The organism is Chitinimonas naiadis, assembly GCF_054780835.1.
On the sequence record NZ_BAAGVO010000004.1, the window covers coordinates 1,527,656 to 1,544,790 of the forward strand.

A 17,135-nucleotide genomic window follows, 5' to 3' on the forward strand; every position below is an offset into this window, starting at 1 on the left:
GGGCATGGACATGACGATCGATCTCAGCAAACTCTCGCTGCCTGAGCTGCAGGCGCTGCAAGTTCAGATTACCAAGGAGATCCCGCAGCGCCAGGCTGCAGATAAACAGAAGGCGTTGGAAGACCTGAAGAAGCTAGCTGCCGAGCGTGGCTTTAATCTAGGGGATCTGCTGGGCACCGCAAAAGGAAAGAGCGCAGGCAAGGTAACCAAGCCAGTGGCGGCGAAGTACCGCTCGAAAGATGGTTCCGAGACGTGGTCTGGCCGCGGCCGCAAACCGAAGTGGGTGAGTGCCTATTTGGCACAAGGTGGTCAGATCGACGACCTAGCTGTCGAATAAAAAAGGGGCACATCTGTGCCCCTTGCTTCTAGAGGCTTACCTGCATGGGCAGAATTTTTTCCACCATTAACAATGAATACCAGTCATTGCGCATTCGCATGGACCTTGTTTGCTCGTGGTGCTTGGCGGGAAATATTATACTCTCGCGTCGACTAAGAAATTGGGGGCAACCAGCCAAGAACCTCGATAATACTCAATTTGTTAAGTCGAACGCCTTAATAAAGTACATCATATTATTACCTTTGCAATTTAATATACGGGAAATCAGAACCTGAGCTGACTTCGATTAACTCCAAGAGAAGTTTAATTTTTTGATAATGACTCAAGCCACTCACCCTATCATGACTAATCCGATCTTGTATTTTTCGATTCCAGTCATCTATATCTTCAAGAGTCGCAGTGCGAAGCCAGTCAAGTATCTTAGATTTGTTATGCGTCGCGACACGCGCCAACGGTATAAATCCAGCCCTTCTAAATATCGAATGCACTCTACCTTCTAAAATATTCAGGGCTTCCGCAATTTTCCTTGCGTCACCCATATGATCAACATAGAGCCTAAAAAGCCGAGCTCGTTCTTTGCCGGCGGGTTCTTTGAGACCTTCAATGTGCCTGAGAAAATTCTCGTTCAACTCCGCAGGACTTTGGTAGAGAGTTGCCAAGAGTATTGAAAGAACAGTCGCACTTACCCCTTGGCTAATATAATGGCAATCAAGAAGTCTATCCCTACCCTTGTACTGAGTTGAAACCAGCTTGGGATAATGTATCGAAAGCCACTTAGAGGGAAATTTTTTCTTGACCAGCAAGCTTGGCGAGTTGGTTAAATTTTTTCTATGAAAGCACCTAGAAATCCCAATTTCATTCAAAGAGTTTAAAATAACTGAGTGAAGAAGGCGTAGGTCTAGCGGCTCAGCCAAGTTTAGCAACCAAACCGAGAACAATCTAAACCGTTCAATCATTGGTCCGTTGGTTGTGTAGATTGTGGTTTTGAATGCAATTGGTTTTTTTAGCACATCCAACGAAAGTGCTCCAACACAGGCTTTGCCTCTGACAATGTGTAACGGGGTTTCATGCAGATGACACAGTTCATATGACGGCAGTTGGTGTGTCCGACGCCACCATGAAAACCCGAAGGATTCAATGTCATGAACTATGCATACGGCACAATATGCAAGCTGGTTCTGTAAAGGTCCATCATACTCTCCAGCCAACCGACGTGCTTTATCCAGAAAGGTGCTTTGACGAAAATGTGCCCTGGGAAAGGCATAGCGATAATGAATAAGCGTATGCGAAGCAATATACTCAGCTGGCTTCATACCGACCAAGCCACTGAGATATAAGCCGGTTGGAATGTATCTTTCATAAATACCTTCCCTTGGGACTTTGCCTAGCATAACTCGTCTAAGATCTTTAACGGAGTCGAACCCAAGCAAATAAGCAACACGGCAAACATAGCCCTGGCCAAGCTCGTCCGGCATAGGATGTGGAATGATGATCAATTCATTATCTCCAGTTCGAACTTCTGTCATTGAAGTGACTTACATTATGTCACCCAAGAGGTCGTGCCCTGGTGGGTGCATTTTTATAACTTCATCCATTGCTTTGATCGTTAAAGGAAGCATGGAAAAGCTGTCTTTGAGCACCCTTAGCTCGGGGATATGCCGGTATAGCAATTGAGGTGTGATGCGATGTTCAAGCCTAGCGGCTGTCTCCCGAACGCACTGGCAGAGTCGCTCGTCACGAATAGCCCATTCGGCTGTGTAGAGCGCCTTACCACCTGAATCAGCGTTGCGATGCTCATTGAGCCAGGCACAATCGTTCCGGTGCAACCAGGCGTATGTCGTAGCATCTATCAGTCGCAGCCCGTTGATGGAGAGGTCGGGGTTGCGCAGTTGGAGATCAAGCCAACACTGTCGAAACCGACTTCGGGCCGACTCAAATTGCGCACGAGTCCAGTCATCCAGGATTCCCGGTACGGTCCTCAATATATGTTTGATTGTTCCGATCGAGTCTTGATGAAAGTCAGCCACTGCTTGTATTGCCACCCCCTTACGCAAATCGCTCACGATGTCTTCGAGCTGTTGCGAAGTAAGGAAATTGGTATGGTGTTTATTGTCCCCGCCCGTTTTGCCTATCGCTCGGGTTGCAGGGATCGCCGAGCCCATGAAACGTTCGGACTCTCCTTCAGACAATGTGCCTTTCTCAACTACTGAAATGTGCCCTGAACCGGATGAAGCGATCCCTCTAGTGCGCAGTAGGACTGGCTGGCTGCGATAGCGGGTGGGTTTTCCAAGAGAAACCAACGCCTCGGAAGGTGTCGTTTGAAGCCAGCTCGACATCAACATGTGATGAAGGGGATGCCGGGCAACTCGCAACCCGGAACGAAATTGCTGGAGATAGCGTTCCGCGCCTGCTTTAGTTGTGGGGAGCTGTGCAAAGTCGGGGATCTCGTGAAGACCCTGACAGTGACTCAAGAAGTCCACAGATGCTGCAGAAACGTTGAAGCTCCCAACCAAGTTGCTGAAGCCAACATCAGTGGCATAGGCGAAATAGCTCCTTGCGATGCATACAGGATCAAATGGCCGACCTAGCGGACAATGCGCCATTTGCTCGGCGATGCCGGCCATTCGCGCATGAATGGAGCGTAGCACTACGCCGAATGGCTCCCCTGCTCTTGTGAGCGGTAAGGACAGCTGACAGTTGCTTGGCAGCAAGAACTGTGATCGCTGCGCTTGCCAGTTCTGTTGCAGCACGATCTTGAGCGACACGAGGTGAGTGGGACACACCCATACACCGAGCAACTGATGGCTACGATGCCAATAGGAGCTTTGGCGTTCTTGTATTTGACGTAGGCGACAATCCAATTCGTCGGCGTGTCTGTGATGGTTCGCCATTCCAGGTGGATGGTGCCGTTCGGGCCGCCGGTCAAGCAGCGGAAGTCGGTGGCGATACGCTCGGCGGCGATGGCCGGTGCGAAGAGGAGTGCGAGAAGGAGAACTGCGAATTGCTTTTGCATGGTATCGAGGGGCTGGGTGGGGGCTTTTGACCGGTTGCGCTGTTGGCCCGTGGGTGTGCCGCTTCAGGGCGGGAGACCCTTAGGCTACCTAGCTGGAAAAGGTCGGTCAAACCCACAACTGCGCCGTCTACGTCCGCTTTGTGGCAACGTAACGCACCGCCTGCCACCCCAGTCTGCTCCGTGCGTATAGATCATCGAAAATTGGGGGGCAGGTCTTGCAATCCAACAAACCTATGTGTGATTGCAAGACCTGACCCCAACTTTGACCCAACTTTTCCACAACTTTTCCATGTTATGCGGCATATCGCCTAGCACTCATGTTTCTCGGGTCTCCCAAAGAGATATTTACCTATATACCAAACAGATCGCCCGAAGTTGTGAATGAGTTGCTCACCTTGCCGTAGAGACGAACTGTCTTGGTCAACACCTGCGAGCTTGATGGCATCTCTAACTTTTGACCCGGTCGGATGGGCATCCCCGACGCGCATGTCATAGGCACCTGCAATTTCGGCAAATATTTGGCGGGCCTTATCGGTTCCAACTTTTTGAGACAAGATATCTTGCAGAAGCTTATTTGAACCAAGCTTGTCTTTTTCCGCGTGGCTTGAGAGTTTGCGAAGGTCGCGAATGTTAAGTCGATCCGAGAATACGCGGACAAGCTCTTTCGCCAGCCGTAGCAGTGACGCTTGATCCTTGCTCGCAAAGCGAGAAATCTGCTGCATGGCTTCAGCATCATCAATGTCATGGGTGAACAGTGAGATTTGGTGTGCTCTCTGAAATCCCGCTTCAAGCATTCGCATACTTTGAAATAGTAACACTTCAACCGCATGCGTGGATGCCGGCTGTGCTTTTACCTGCGCCGCTAGCAACTCATTAGAAACCTTTCCTTCTGGGGCAACGTTATGTGCGGCCCAAATATGTTGTTCCCATGATGCTAGGCGGGCGACATCGTAAGCATAGACAGTAATTAGGTCCGAAGAATTAAGTCCGAAGTGAGTTTTATATCCAGATGTTGAGTGAATGCCTCCTGTTTCTGCCGTATACCACTCAAGCGTGAATCCGCGATTACTAAGAAGCTCAGTAACTACGCTGGATCGAAACCACAGCCATCGACCAATGTCTTCATTATCTAGTTCTGAAGATGCTATGCGCTTGTCATCACTCCGCCAAGAGTTACACACCCCAACGAGCCGTTCGCCCCAACAAGGGGCACGGCTCGTGTGCTTTTCCCGCTGCCAACTTTGCTAGCTATCGGGCATCGGTCTTACTCCTTCTGGACTCAGCATCAACCTTACGACCCCATTGTCTTGGGTCGTCCCCTGATATTCCTTCCTTGATCCCCAGCGCGACTGCGACGTCGTGTGATACGCCACGCTTGCCTTTGGCACGTCCGAGCAAGACGTCGTGGACCTGACGTGGCGTGAAGCCACGATCACGTGCCCATGTGGAAACACAGACCCCATGGTCTTCGAAGGCCTTCCGGACGTCGCCTAACGTACGCATGCTCACTCCTCACGCAGCCATTCCACCCTCTGGATTTTGCTTCGAGATTGCGCGAAAATCAACGAAAATATGCAAGTAACTAGTTGATACTAAACAACTATTTGTATTCCTGGCAGTATCGTTATTCACGGCTGCGAGCAATGAGCGACCATTTCGGCATGCCTGGATTTCTTCCAGACCGTTTACCTGATGAAACGCTCTATAGCTGGGCGGCCAGATTCCATTGTGTGAGTGGAAATCTTTTGGCCGCGGATACAACCCGCATGCTTTTTGGTGACAGGGTGCGTGGCTGTGCGCACGACTTACCTGGTGGGCTGGATATTCTCGTTGATCGAACAGAGGGAGTGCTTGGTTCGGCAGAAGAGCTACTTCAGGTAGCGACCGTTTTACCCCAGTTGTTGGCGTTTCACTCAACACTCGTTTGTGAGTCCGCGATTTCGCATCTGCGTGCAGGAGGGCAAGCTTCTCTAAAGTATCGTTTAGGGATGGCGCAGTCTATTTTCGGGGGTGAAGTTCACTTGAAGGCATGCCCCGAGTGTATGAGTGAAGACATCAATCGGTATCAGGTTGCCTATCACTCTTGCATTCAAATCGATACAGTCAGTCGAGATGGCCAAAGACCGGCCCTCGGAGAACACGACCACCTGGCAGGAAATCGTCGGCGGCAAGATCACGGGCGAATACGAAATCGTCACGCAGGGCGCAAGGGTCTACGGCTTTCGCTACACTAGCGCTCGCAGCAGCCATTCTGTGGAATTTGCTGAGGATACGGTAGGCTTGGGGTCAGGTATTGGTTACTAAGCAGCACTTGGGGCACTTGGTAGGTTGAGACAGGCTCCGGCCAAGAGCAGTCCATCACGTGCCATCCCGAAAGCAGTTACTTACCCTCTTGCTTTGGGGATGGTCTCCCCAAGGCGAATCAGCTAAAGCCAGCCGGATGACCATCTCTTCCTTAGTGGGCCTTGTACTTAAATCCGTTTGGATGACTCCATTGCAAGAGGTACATCCAGCGTGGGTCGACGAGACCTCAGCGCCCATGACATTTGGTGTGAATTTGGCCTTCGAACAGGCACCTCCCATACAGATTAGGCCTTGCGAGGTTCCTTTGCCCGACGCATATCCAGCGTTGGGAATCGAGTTCGGCGTTCTTTCGGGTCCTTTGGAAGCGCTCGTGACCAATGGGGTAAGCGACCTTCCCATGGTGCAAAGCGAAGAACTTCGGCAAGCTCTGCCTGCTGTAATTTCAGGGGTAAAGGTCTGGGACTCCTTGGGCGAGGGACCTGACTCGGCCATCCAGCTTGTTCTATCTACTGGCTTAACGTTGACTGTCAGGCATCAGTTTCCACCGATGACATTGGGGGTCGAGATAGTTCGACAGAGTAAAGCGTAGACGTCTGCTTTTACGCGTCGACACCGACCGCAACGGGTCGATAGCAGACCGACGAACCTGAGCCACTGATCGTCTACTGTGGCTGGAATCCGGCCATTTAGCCGAGCATCGCTGATCAACCATCGCTGACTTCTGCCATACATTTCGGCATGTGACTTAATCCACGAGCGTTACAGAAACATCCGTTGCCAGGCTCACCATAAACAAAGCCCCCAGCCAAAGGCACGGGGGCTTCGTCATTCCGTCACAAGCAAACCGATCAAGTCTCCACAATCGCCGGCGATATCGGCGCCGCATGCTTGGGCATGCGCTTGCCCAGCCACACCAGCACATCATCCACATAGGTGTAGATCACCGGGATGACCAGCAGGCTCAGCAGCGTGGAGGTGATCAGGCCGCCGATCACCGCCACCGCCATCGGCGAGCGGAAGCTCGGGTCGGCGCCCATGCCCATGGCGATCGGCAACATGCCGGCCCCCATGGCGATGGTGGTCATCAGGATAGGCTGCGCCCGCTTGTGGCAGGCATCCACAATGGCGGCTAGCCTATCCATGCCGTGCTCGCGCCGGGCCATCACCGCGTATTCCACCAGCAGGATGGAGTTCTTGGTGACAATGCCCATCAGCATCAACAGGCCGATGATACTGGGCATGGAGAAGCTGTTACCGGTCAGCAGCAGCGCCAGGAAGGCACCGCCGACAGACAGCGGCAAGGCCGCCAGAATGGTGGCCGGCTGCAAGAAGTCATGGAACAGCAGCACCAGCACCACGTAGATGCACATCACCCCCACCAGCATGGCCCAACCAAAGCTGCCGAACAGCTCCGCCATGCGCTCCGCATCGCCCGCGGGCATCTGCTTCACACCGGCCGGCAGGTTCTTCAGCGCCGGCAGTGCATTGGCCTCCTTGATCACCTCGCCCATGCTGCGGCCGCCCAGCTCCACGTTGATCGTGGCCTGGCGCAAGCGGTCACGCCGGTCGACCTGGCTCGGGCCGCTGCCCAGCGAGATATCGGCCACCGACGACAGCGGCACCTGGGTACCACTGGCATTGACACGCATCAGGCCGATGGCCGCGGTATCGGTCCGCGCGGCTTCCGCCAGCCGTACCCGTACCTCCACCTGCCGCTGCGGCAGATTGAGCTTGGCCAGGTTGGACGAGAAGTCGCCATAGGTCGCCAACCGTACCGTGCTGGCCAGTGCATCGGTCGTCACACCCAGGTCCGCCGCGCGGACAAAGTCCGGCTTGATCTGCAACTCAGGCCGTTGCAGGCTGGCGCTGGACGTAATTGAACCCACGCCCTTCAGGCCGCGCAATTGGCGCTCCAGGTTGCGCGATGCGGTTTCCAGCGCGTTGGCATCGTCGCTCGCCAGCGTCAGTTGCAGCGTCTCGCCGGTATTGGCACCACCCACCGTGACCCGGGCGCCGGTCAGCGGCTTGAGGGCATCGCGTATCTTGGCTTCGATCGCCGCCTGCTTGTAGCTACGCTCGCTACGCGGGGTCAAGGTCAGCGTCAGCGTGGTCTTGCGCACGTCGCTGCTGGCACCGCCGCCCATGGGGCCACCACCAGTGGTAGCACTGCCGACCAGGGCATAGACCTGCTTCACATCCTTGACCGATTCCAGCAGCACACGGGCCCGCTCGGCCAGCACGCGGCTGTCCTCGATACGGCTACCCGGGGCCAGCTCCAGCGTAACCTGGGTCTGGCTCTGGTCGCCCGCCGGCACAAAGCCGGTCGGCAACAGCGGCACCAACATCAGCGAGCCAATAAAGAACGCCGCCGCCATCGCCACCGTGCTCTTGCGGTGCGACAAGCACCAGTTCACGCCGCGCAGGTACTGGCGCATCAGCCAGCTATCGGCCTGCTCATGGTGGTTGGGCTTGAGCAGGTAGGCCGCCATCATCGGCGTCAGCAAACGCGCTACCAGCAACGATGCCAGCACCGCGACCGCCGCCGTCATGCCGAACTGCTTGAAGAACTTGCCCGGTATGCCGCCCATGAAGGCGGTCGGCAGGAATACCGCCACCAATGTCAGCGTGGTGGCGATCACCGCCAGGCCAATCTCGTCGGCCGCTTCCGTCGCCGCCTGGATGGGGGATTTACCCATGCGCAGGTGGCGGACAATGTTCTCCACCTCCACGATAGCGTCATCGACCAGGATGCCGATCACCAGCGCCAGCGCCAGCAAGGTCAGCACATTGAGGCTGAAGCCCGAGAAATACATCACCGCAAAGGTCGGGATGATGGACAGCGGCAAGGCCGTTGCCGATACCAGCGTCGCGCGCCAGTCCCGCAGGAACCACCACACCACCGCCACGGCCAGCAAGGCGCCTTCCAGCAACAGGTGCATGGAGCCTTCGTAGTTGTCCTCGATCGGCTTGACGGTATTGAAAGCCTCCTTGAACTTCACAAGCGGAAAGCGTTCCTGCAACTGCGCCACGCTCTTGCGTACCGAATCCGCCACTTCCACTTCACTGGCACCCTTCACGCGGGTGATCTGGAACGACACCACCGGCTTGCCGTCCAGCATGGCATAGCTGGATCGTTCCGCCGTGCCATCGGTCACCTTGGCCACATCGTCCAGCCGCACATGGCGGCCATCCCCCAGCGGGATGGGCAGCGCGGCAATCTCGGCCACCGTGCCGGCTGCGCCGAGCGTACGGACAGACTGTTGCTTGCCACCCAGCCGCGTCTCGCCGCCCGAGGCATCCTTCTGCACCGCCTTGAGCTGGGCAGAGACCGTACTGGCAGAGACGCCCAGGCCATTGAGCTTGGCCGGGTCCAGTTCAATCAGTACTTCGCGGTCCACGCCACCGGCACGGGCCACCTTGCCCACACCCTTGGTGGAGAGCAGTGTCTTGTTCACGTCGTTGTCGACAAACCAGGACAGCGCCTCCTCGTCCATACGGTCCGATTCCACCGTGTAGGTCAGGATCGCACTACCGCTGGTCGTCACCTTGGAGACGGTCGGTTCCTGCATGTCGGACGGCAAATCGCCGCGCACGCTGTCCACCGCATTGCGGACCTGGTTGAGCGCCTCTTCGCTGTTCTTCTCCAGCTCGAACTGCACGCTGATGGAGACCGAACCATCGGTGATGATGGTGTTGATATGTTCCACCCCGCCGAGCGAGGCCAACTGATCCTCGATCTTGCGGGCGACTTCCGTCTCCAGCTGCGAGGGGGCCGCACCTTCCAGCGTGGCGCTGATGGTGATGGTCGGCAGTTCGATATCCGGGAAATTCTGGATGCCGATGCGCTTGAAGCCCATGATGCCGACCAGGGTCAGCACCACGAACAGCAACAGGGCCGGGACCGGATTACGGATCGACCAGGATGAAAAGTTCATGATGCCTCCGAGGCCTTGCCGGCCAGGCTCACAACATCGCCGTCATTGAGGAAGGCGCCACCGGTCTTGACCAGTTGCACACCCGGCTCGATACCCTTGTTGATCTCGACCCTGTCCCCCTGCTGACGACCGACCACTACCTGGCGCAGCACCACGTGCTTGTCCTTGCTGATCTCGAACACGATGCTGCGGCCATCACGCAGGATCACCGCGCTGCTGGGCACGGTCAGCGCATCGCGCTTGCCCAGTTCCAGCTCGCCGCGCACATACATGCCGGCGCGGGCCGCACTGCGAGCCTGGATATCCACATAGGCCACGGCCTGGCGCGTATCGGTCGCCAACGTGGGCGATACCAGGCGCAAGGCACCGCTGACCTGGCTACCACCCGGCAGGGTCAGCAGCGCGCGCTGGCCGGGCTTGAGTTCGTTCAATTGCTCGCCACTGGCCTCGGCACGCCACTCCAGCCGTTGCTGGCGGACCAGATGGAACAGGTCGGTCCCGGTGCTGACCACGCTGCCCAGCGCCGCACTGCGGGCCGAGATCACGCCGTCATCCACCGCCACGACCTTGGTTTGCGACAAGGTGATGCGCGCGCTGTCCAATGCGGCCTGCGCGGCGGCAAGGCTGGCACGGGCGCTCTGCTCGGCGATCTGGTACTGCTCGATCTGCTGCTTGGAGAGCGAACCGGCATCCTTCACCACGTCGCTACGCTGGCGGTTGCTCTCCGCCTGCGCCAGGCTCGCACGGGCACTGGCCACGTTGGCTTCCTGCTGCCGCACATTCGCTTCCACGCTATCACTTGCCAGCTCGGCCAGCAGTTGGCCGCGCTTCACCACGCTACCCACCTCGGCATGCAGGGCGACAATGCGCAGGCCACCGGTCTCGGCACTGATGATGGCTTCCTGCCAGGCGGCAATCGGCCCGTTCAAGGCCAGCTTGAGCGGCCAGGACTGATGCACGGGGCGGATCGCCTCCACGGCCAGCGCAGCACGCGCGGTCGGCGCGGGCGCCGGCTTGGTCTCGGCCTTGGCCTCGGGCGGCCGCAGCACAAATACGGTGGCACCCAGTCCCAGGGACAAGGCCAATACGCCAATTTGGTAGCTACGCTTCACTTGCGGTTCTCCTGCTTGCTATTCATGTTCTCGTTCTGCTGGTTGTCCCAGCCGCCACCCAGCGCCTTGTAGAGCGCGATCCCGTTGAGGATGCGATCGCGCTGGCTGGTGATATAGGTTTGCTCCGCCCCACGGGCATCGCGCTGCGCCTGCTCCAGGGTCAGCAGGCTGGCGCTGCCGGCCTGCCACATGGCGCGGGTCGCCGCCAGGTAGCGCTGGTAACCCTCGGCACTGGCGCGCCGGCTCGCCTCGCTGCGGGTCGCGGCATCGAGCCGCACCAGGGCCTGCTCGACCTCCTTGACGGCATCGAGCACCCCTTGCCGGTACGTCGCCAGCGCCAGGTCATAGCCGGCCTGCGCCTTGTCCACCGCAGCGCGGCGGCTACCACCGTCAAATAGCGGCAAGCTCAAAGAAGGGCCGAGGGACCATGGCGTGCTGCTACTACCGCCGCGCACCTCGGCACTGCTGATCGATCCGAGCAAGGACAAGCGCGGATACCGGTTGGCTTCCGCCACGCCGATATCCGCACTGGCCGCCGCCAGATTGCGCTCCTTGGCCGCCAGGTCCGGCCTTTGTGCAACCAACTGGGTAGGCAGGCTCTGTACCGCCAGACTGGCCGGCTTCGGCAATTGCGCCGTGCCCTTGCCCAGCGTGTTGCGCAGCTCGGGCTCGTCCATGCCGGTCAAGGCCACCAGGGATTTGATATCCAGCTCGCACTCGGCCTGCTGCGCCAACACATTGCTGATTGCCGTCGCAGTGCCGGCGTCGGCGAGGTCGGCATCCGATTGCGCAGTAAAGCCCGCCGCCACCGAGCGGCCGGTCAACTGGCCGGTGACCTTGCGCGATTCCGCATCCGCCTGGTAGCTCGCCAGCAGCAACTGGCAGGCGCGGTAGCTCACGTATTCGTTGGCGACCTCCGCCGCGAGCGAGACACGTGCATCGTGCCAATCAGAGACACTGGCGCTGGCACGGGCACGCGCCGCCTCATCGCTGCGCTTGAGACCGCCGAACAGGTCGATCTCCCAACTGGCATCGAGCGCCGCATTGCTGGTGGTTGCGGTGCTGCCCTGGCCGCTGTTGAGGTTGCCGGCCCGGCTCACACCGGCACCGCTGCTGAGCGTGGGCATGCCGGATGCCTTGCTGCTGGCCACCGAGGCACGCGCACTCATGATGTTGGCCCAGGCGCTATCGAGCGACGGGCTATCGGCCTCTGCCCTCGCCAGCAGGCTGTCGAGCACCGGGTCATTGAAGCTCTGCCACCAGTGCAGTAGATCGGCACTGCGGCCACCATGCGGTACAGCGGCTTGCCAACTGGCAGGCGTGCGCAAGGCCGGGGTTTGATAATCGGGGCCGACCGTGGCGCAAGCACCCAGCAAGGTGGTGAGCACGGCGGCAACAGGAAGAAGACGAAAGGCAGATGGCATGGAGCACAGACCCGGATTGGACGAGGCTGATGATCACGGCAGCCCGGGTTAAGTGCCGTTAACCAAAAGTAAAGAAACGTAAAGGGTGCTTTCAGAAAGCTCAGTTTCTAAGCGAGGCAAGGCGCAAGTGGAAAATTTCGACGCGACATATAATTGATATGCAAGGAGAAATTTTTCGCGTGCAACGCCGCATCGCGACGAAAATGGGATTTCTGGAAGTGCCCTGAAGATGGTCTCGGGTGGCCCAGCCCACTTGCCAGGCGGCCTCGCCCGCGTGAGGGGCGCTGCAAGGTAAAGTCCGGTAAAGATGCGTGTTTCGTCGCGAACGGCGGACTATGATCAGCGGCAAGCTATCTCACCCCAGACTGGACCCTGCCCCATCATGCAACGCGTGCTGCTGGTCGACGACGACATCGAACTCTCTGCCATGCTGGCCGAATACCTGAGTCAGGAAGGCTTCGCCGTCCATGCCGTGCATGACGGCGAACAAGGCGTGACAGCCGCGCTGAGCGGCCAGCACGATATCGTGGTGCTCGACGTCATGATGCCGCGCCTGACCGGGGTGGAAGTCCTGCGGCAGATCCGCCAGCAAAGCCGCCTGCCGGTACTGATGCTGACCGCCCGTGGTGACGATATTGATCGCATCCTGGGCCTGGAGCTGGGTGCCGACGACTACGTCCCCAAGCCCTGCACCCCGCGCGAGTTGGTCGCCCGTGTCCGCGCCATCCTGCGCCGTGGCAGCGAACAGGAGCGCCAACCGGCCGACGGCGGCACGCTGACCAGCGGCCCGCTCACACTCTGGCCCGCGCGCCTGTCGGCGCAATGGCAGGGTCAGCCACTGGACCTGACCGCGACCGAATTCCGCCTGCTGGAGACCCTGGCCCGCCATGCCGGCCAGATCGTCAGCAAGCAGGCCATGTCCGAGACCGCCCTGGGCCGGCCGCTCGCCCGCTTCGACCGCAGCATCGATGTCCACGTCAGCAGCATCCGCCACAAGCTCGGCGCCCGCACCGACGGCCGCGCCTGGATACAGACCGTGCGCGGCCAGGGCTACCAGTTGGTGAAGGACTGAGCATGGGTCGTTTGTTCTGGAAGTTCTTCGTCGCCTTCTGGCTGGCCTCCATGATGGTCGGCCTCTGCAGCTTTGGGCTGACCTGGCTGTGGCGCTGGCTGGAACCCAGCGGCCAGCAAAGCTATGAGGCCGAACGCATGGTGCTGTCGCTGAACAACACCGCCGCCGTGCTCGGCAAGGCCGACCCGGCCGGCGCCCGCGCCCTGCTCGATAGCCTGGCGCGCCAGGAGATCAAGCCCACCATCTACGCCGTGGACGAAACCGGCCAGGAGCTACTGCAGCGCCCCCTGCCCGATAAAGGCACCTTCGACTGGCGCCACGCCACCGATACGGACTATTCCCGCGTCGTCCAGGCACCGAGCGGCCACCGCTACGTGCTGTTCGCCCAACCGGCAGAGGCCCAGGCCGTCCTCAGCAAGAGCCGCCCCGCCCCGCCCCCCTTCATCATTCCGCTATTCGTGGTCCTGATCGTCAGCCTCGGCATCGCCGGCCGGCTGGCGCGGCATTTCTCGCAACCCATCCGTAACCTGCGCGCCGCCATCCACAGCATGGCCGAGGGCAAGCTCGATACCCGCGTCGCCACGCCGCCGCCCGAGCATTGCGACGAAATCAGCGAACTGGGGGCCGACTTCAACCGCATGGCGCTGCGCCTGCAGCATCTGGTCGGCGCCCAGCAACGGCTGCTGCACGATGTCTCGCACGAACTACGCTCACCGCTCGCGCGCCTGCAGGCCGCCATCGGCCTCGCCCGCCAGAAGCCGGACGTCAACAGCCTGGAACTCATGCTGGACCGTATCGAACGGGAATCCGGCCGCCTCAACAGCCTGGTCGGGGAACTGCTGACCCTGGCGCGGCTGGAAAGCGGCGCCGGCAACATCAAGCGCGAGACGGTCGACCTGGTCGAACTCGTCGCCGCCATCGCCGACGACGCCCGCTTCGAGGCCGAATCCAGTGATCGCCAGCTTGATCTGATCGGGGACGGCGAGTTCGTCACCGAGGTCGGGGCAGACCTGCTCTACCGTGCCTTCGAGAACGTGATCCGCAATGCAGTGAAGTTCACCGCACCGGGCACCACCGTCACCGTGCGGCTGCACGCCGGCCCGGAACGATTCAGCCTGGAAGTCGCCGACCGCGGCCCCGGCGTGAGCGAGGCCGACCTGACCGGCATCTTCGAACCCTTCCGCCGCACCGGCGACACCGGCGTGGAAGGCTTCGGCCTCGGCCTCGCCATCACCCAGCGCGCCGTCGAATCCCACGGCGGCAGCATCAGCGCCAAGGCCCGCGATGGCGGCGGCCTGATGGTCCACATCGAACTCCCCAAGACCGGGGCGACAGCAGCACCGTAGGGTGGAAGCACCCGCAAGGAGTAGGCCCGGGTGGTAAGGCGCCCCGTAGGGTGGAAAAGCGTAGCGCCTTCCACCAACACTGCCAAAATACATGCACCCACGTAGGGTCACACAACACCAACTTCCGTCGATACCCGCCAGCCCGTAGGTAAAATACCCCACCACTCCACCCTGTCCTCCCAATGAAACCCGAAGACCTCGAGCGCTTGGTCACGCTACCCATGCCCTATGGCAAGTACAAAGGACGCCTGATCGCAGACCTGCCGGCCAACTACCTGCACTGGTTCGCCCGCGTCGGCTTCCCACCTGGAGAGATAGGCCGCCTGCTGGCGCTGATGCAGGAGCTGGACCACAACGGTCTCAAGCCGCTGCTGGAGCCCTTACGCAACCGTCACCGTGGCGGCCCGCGCTAGTACAAAAAATTGCCCGGACAGCGGTTAAGCCGGGCCGGGCACATTTAGGGGAAGACCCTGTTTGTATACGACAAATAACGGACGAATCCCAAGAATTCACCCAGCCATCCCGCCGAACGGTCATTAGGCCTCAATCGCCCACCTGTATCGCCACCGGCTCGATCTTGTCCGCGGGTTCGAAGCCAAACACCTGTGCATAGAAATACAGCTCCGCTTCCTGCGCGCGCCGTATCGTCTCCAGGCGCCGGAAGCCATGCCCCTCCCCCTCGAACGGCAGATACGCCACCGGCACCCGGCGGGCCTTGAGGGCCGCGACCATGACTTCCGACTGCGCCGGCAACACCACCTTGTCGTCCAACCCCTGCAGGAAAATCATCGGGCAGTTGAGCTTGTCGGCATGCAGGATGGGCGAGCGCTGCTGATACAGCCGCTCGCGCTCCGGCGGTGGCGCGATCAGATAGCTGGTATAGCGGGATTCGAACTTGTGGGTATCGGCGTCCAACGCCGCAAGGTCGCTCACGCCGTAGTAGCTGGCACCGGCCTTGAACAGCGAGTGGAAAGTCAACGCAGACAGCGTGGTGTAGCCGCTGGCACTGCCGCCGCGGATCGCCATACGCTGGACATCCACCAGCCCCTGGGCCGCCAGGTGGCGGGCGCCGGCCACGCAGTCATCCACATCCACCACACCCCACTGCCCCTTGAGCAGGTCCATATAGGCCCGGCCATAGCCGGTACTGCCGCCGTAGTTCACGTCCAGCACCGCAAAACCGCGGCTGGTCCAGTACTGGATGCCCAGCTTGAGGCTGTTGCTGGCCATGGAGGTCGGCCCGCCATGGCTGGTCACGATCAAGGGCGGCAGCTCGGCGGCTACGGCCTGGTAGTCCACATTGCGGGGCGGGTAGTAGAAGGCATGGGCCAGGCGGCCACCGGTGCTGGCGTAGCTCAGGCTCTCCGGCACAGACAGATAGTCCACACCCGGTGGCTCGGCCAGGCTTTGCGCCAGTACCGTCATCTCGCCGGTAGCGATCTCGATGCTCACCACCTGCGCCGCCTGGGTCGGGCTGCCGGCCAGGGCCACGACATGCCCCGCACCCACGCTGATCTCCTGCAGATCAGAATACGGTGTGGCGATCGGCTGCCACTCGCCTCGCCGCAGGTCGATGCGCATGAGCTTGCTCACGCCCAGCTCGATATAGCTCGCCACGATCTCATGCGCGCTGGCAAAGCCGTACATGCTCTGCCCGAACACCCATTGCGGCCGGCCGAACTCCGCCTCCATCGGGCACAAAGGCATCAGTGCCCCCTCGACCACCCGGTAGAGGTTCCACCAGCCGCTGCGGTCGGACACCGCATGCAGCACGCCGTCCGGTGACCACACCGGCTGGCACAACGATTCGGTCTCACTCCCGGCCAGCTTGCGGGCCCGCTGCAGGCTGCCGTCGGAAGCGACATCCGCCAGCCACAGCTCGCTGCCGTTCCAGGGCATCTGCGGGTGGTTCCAGCACAGCCAGGCAAGATGCCGCCCATCCGGCGACAAGCGCGGCGCGGCATAGAAGTCGTAGCCGCTGGTCAACACCCGCTGCTGCCCGTCCAGACCCAGCGCCACCAGGCTGTTGACTGGCTCATCGCCACCCATGCCATGGTCTTCTCGCACGGCGATCAGGCAACGGCGCAGACGGTCCAGTTCAAAGTCTGCATGCCGCTGCTGGCCGTCCTGGGTAATGGCCACGGGCTCACCCTCGCCCTGCCGGGCGTAGACGAGGTTGTCGGCAAAATTCGAGAAATACAGCACCTCACCCGCCGCCAGATAGGCGCCACCGCCGTATTCATGCACCCGGGTCCGGGCATTGAAGGGTGCGGGGATCTGCCGCTGCGCCGGCTCGCCAGGGCGGGCGCGGACCACCACCACCCTGCCGCCTTCCGCCGGCAAACCTTCCAGCCAGTACACGGCGCCACCTACCAGCCGCGGCGCGCTCAAGGGCGTCACCCCGGCGGCCAGGCGTTCGGCAGAAAGCGGAGAGACCCAGGTGCCATAGGGGGCGATGGTGCGAGCGCGCATGAAAAATCCTGAAAAATAAACAGCCTGTCTGAATCGATAGCAGGTGCTTCACCCCTGCCGCAAGCCAGCCTGACGGCCGTAGCGTAGCGGTCGCCGTGGCCCGGTGTCGCCATTGCCACA

Annotated in this window: 13 protein-coding genes; 5 read left to right on the top strand and 8 right to left on the bottom strand. The window is 59.9% G+C overall.

The annotated features are described in order from the left end of the window. Positions 1 to 10 precede the first annotated feature (10 nt). Positions 11 to 337, top strand: coding sequence for an H-NS histone family protein (locus ACYVHK_RS13420; RefSeq protein ID WP_460532745.1), 327 nt, complete (start codon positions 11 to 13; stop codon positions 335 to 337). A gap of 236 nt (positions 338 to 573) precedes the next feature. On the opposite strand, the gene ACYVHK_RS13425 is transcribed toward ACYVHK_RS13420, so the two are convergent. The 4 genes from ACYVHK_RS13425 to ACYVHK_RS13440 all read right to left on the bottom strand — a co-directional run bounded on the left by ACYVHK_RS13425 (position 574) and on the right by ACYVHK_RS13440 (position 4,853). Then, a complete protein-coding gene (locus ACYVHK_RS13425; RefSeq protein ID WP_460532748.1) occupies positions 574 to 1,833 on the bottom strand; it encodes a TniQ family protein in 1,260 nt (419 codons plus the stop codon). Between the two features lie 39 nt (positions 1,834 to 1,872). Next, the gene (locus tag ACYVHK_RS13430) at positions 1,873 to 3,102 is read right to left on the bottom strand and encodes a TnsD family Tn7-like transposition protein (RefSeq protein WP_460532751.1); all 1,230 of its coding nucleotides are present in this window, start codon (positions 3,100 to 3,102) and stop codon (positions 1,873 to 1,875) included. Positions 3,103 to 3,658: 556 nt separating this feature from the next. After that, on the bottom strand, positions 3,659 to 4,531 hold the full coding sequence (locus tag ACYVHK_RS13435) for a hypothetical protein (RefSeq protein ID WP_460532754.1): 873 nt from the start codon (positions 4,529 to 4,531) through the stop codon (positions 3,659 to 3,661). Between the two features lie 67 nt (positions 4,532 to 4,598). Continuing rightward, positions 4,599 to 4,853 (bottom strand): helix-turn-helix domain-containing protein, encoded by a 255-nt coding sequence (locus ACYVHK_RS13440; RefSeq protein WP_460532757.1) that lies wholly within the window; start codon positions 4,851 to 4,853, stop codon positions 4,599 to 4,601. Between the two features lie 158 nt (positions 4,854 to 5,011). Between ACYVHK_RS13440 and ACYVHK_RS13445 the strand changes: the two genes are divergently transcribed. Next, entirely contained in the window at positions 5,012 to 5,584 is a 573-nt protein-coding gene (locus ACYVHK_RS13445) for a TniQ family protein (RefSeq protein ID WP_460534061.1), read from the top strand. A 918-nt stretch (positions 5,585 to 6,502) separates the two neighbouring features. Here ACYVHK_RS13445 and ACYVHK_RS13450 read toward each other — a convergent pair. Genes ACYVHK_RS13450 through ACYVHK_RS13460 form a run of 3 tightly spaced genes read right to left on the bottom strand, consistent with a single transcriptional unit; the run spans position 6,503 to position 12,125 of the window. Further along, positions 6,503 to 9,589 carry an efflux RND transporter permease subunit gene (locus ACYVHK_RS13450; RefSeq protein ID WP_460532760.1) on the bottom strand — a complete coding sequence of 1,029 codons (3,087 nt, stop codon included), beginning with the start codon at positions 9,587 to 9,589 and terminating at the stop codon, positions 6,503 to 6,505. Continuing rightward, positions 9,586 to 10,701 carry an efflux RND transporter periplasmic adaptor subunit gene (locus tag ACYVHK_RS13455; protein WP_460532763.1) on the bottom strand — a complete coding sequence of 372 codons (1,116 nt, stop codon included), beginning with the start codon at positions 10,699 to 10,701 and terminating at the stop codon, positions 9,586 to 9,588. The genes ACYVHK_RS13450 and ACYVHK_RS13455 overlap by 4 nt, the downstream gene beginning before the upstream one ends. Then, entirely contained in the window at positions 10,698 to 12,125 is a 1,428-nt protein-coding gene (locus ACYVHK_RS13460) for an efflux transporter outer membrane subunit (protein WP_460532766.1), read from the bottom strand. The genes ACYVHK_RS13455 and ACYVHK_RS13460 overlap by 4 nt, the downstream gene beginning before the upstream one ends. Before the next feature lie 382 nt (positions 12,126 to 12,507). Between ACYVHK_RS13460 and ACYVHK_RS13465 the strand changes: the two genes are divergently transcribed. From ACYVHK_RS13465 to ACYVHK_RS13475, 3 genes are all read left to right on the top strand, one after another. Next, on the top strand, positions 12,508 to 13,197 hold the full coding sequence (locus ACYVHK_RS13465) for a response regulator (protein WP_460532769.1): 690 nt from the start codon (positions 12,508 to 12,510) through the stop codon (positions 13,195 to 13,197). A 2-nt stretch (positions 13,198 to 13,199) separates the two neighbouring features. Then, on the top strand, positions 13,200 to 14,543 hold the full coding sequence (locus ACYVHK_RS13470; RefSeq protein WP_460532772.1) for a HAMP domain-containing sensor histidine kinase: 1,344 nt from the start codon (positions 13,200 to 13,202) through the stop codon (positions 14,541 to 14,543). Between the two features lie 182 nt (positions 14,544 to 14,725). Continuing rightward, positions 14,726 to 14,956 (top strand): DUF3820 family protein, encoded by a 231-nt coding sequence (locus ACYVHK_RS13475; protein WP_460532775.1) that lies wholly within the window; start codon positions 14,726 to 14,728, stop codon positions 14,954 to 14,956. 130 nt (positions 14,957 to 15,086) lie between these two features. Here ACYVHK_RS13475 and ACYVHK_RS13480 read toward each other — a convergent pair whose 3' ends face one another. Then, the gene (locus tag ACYVHK_RS13480) at positions 15,087 to 17,015 is read right to left on the bottom strand and encodes a dipeptidyl-peptidase 5 (RefSeq protein WP_460532778.1); all 1,929 of its coding nucleotides are present in this window, start codon (positions 17,013 to 17,015) and stop codon (positions 15,087 to 15,089) included. Positions 17,016 to 17,135: the final 120 nt, after the last annotated feature.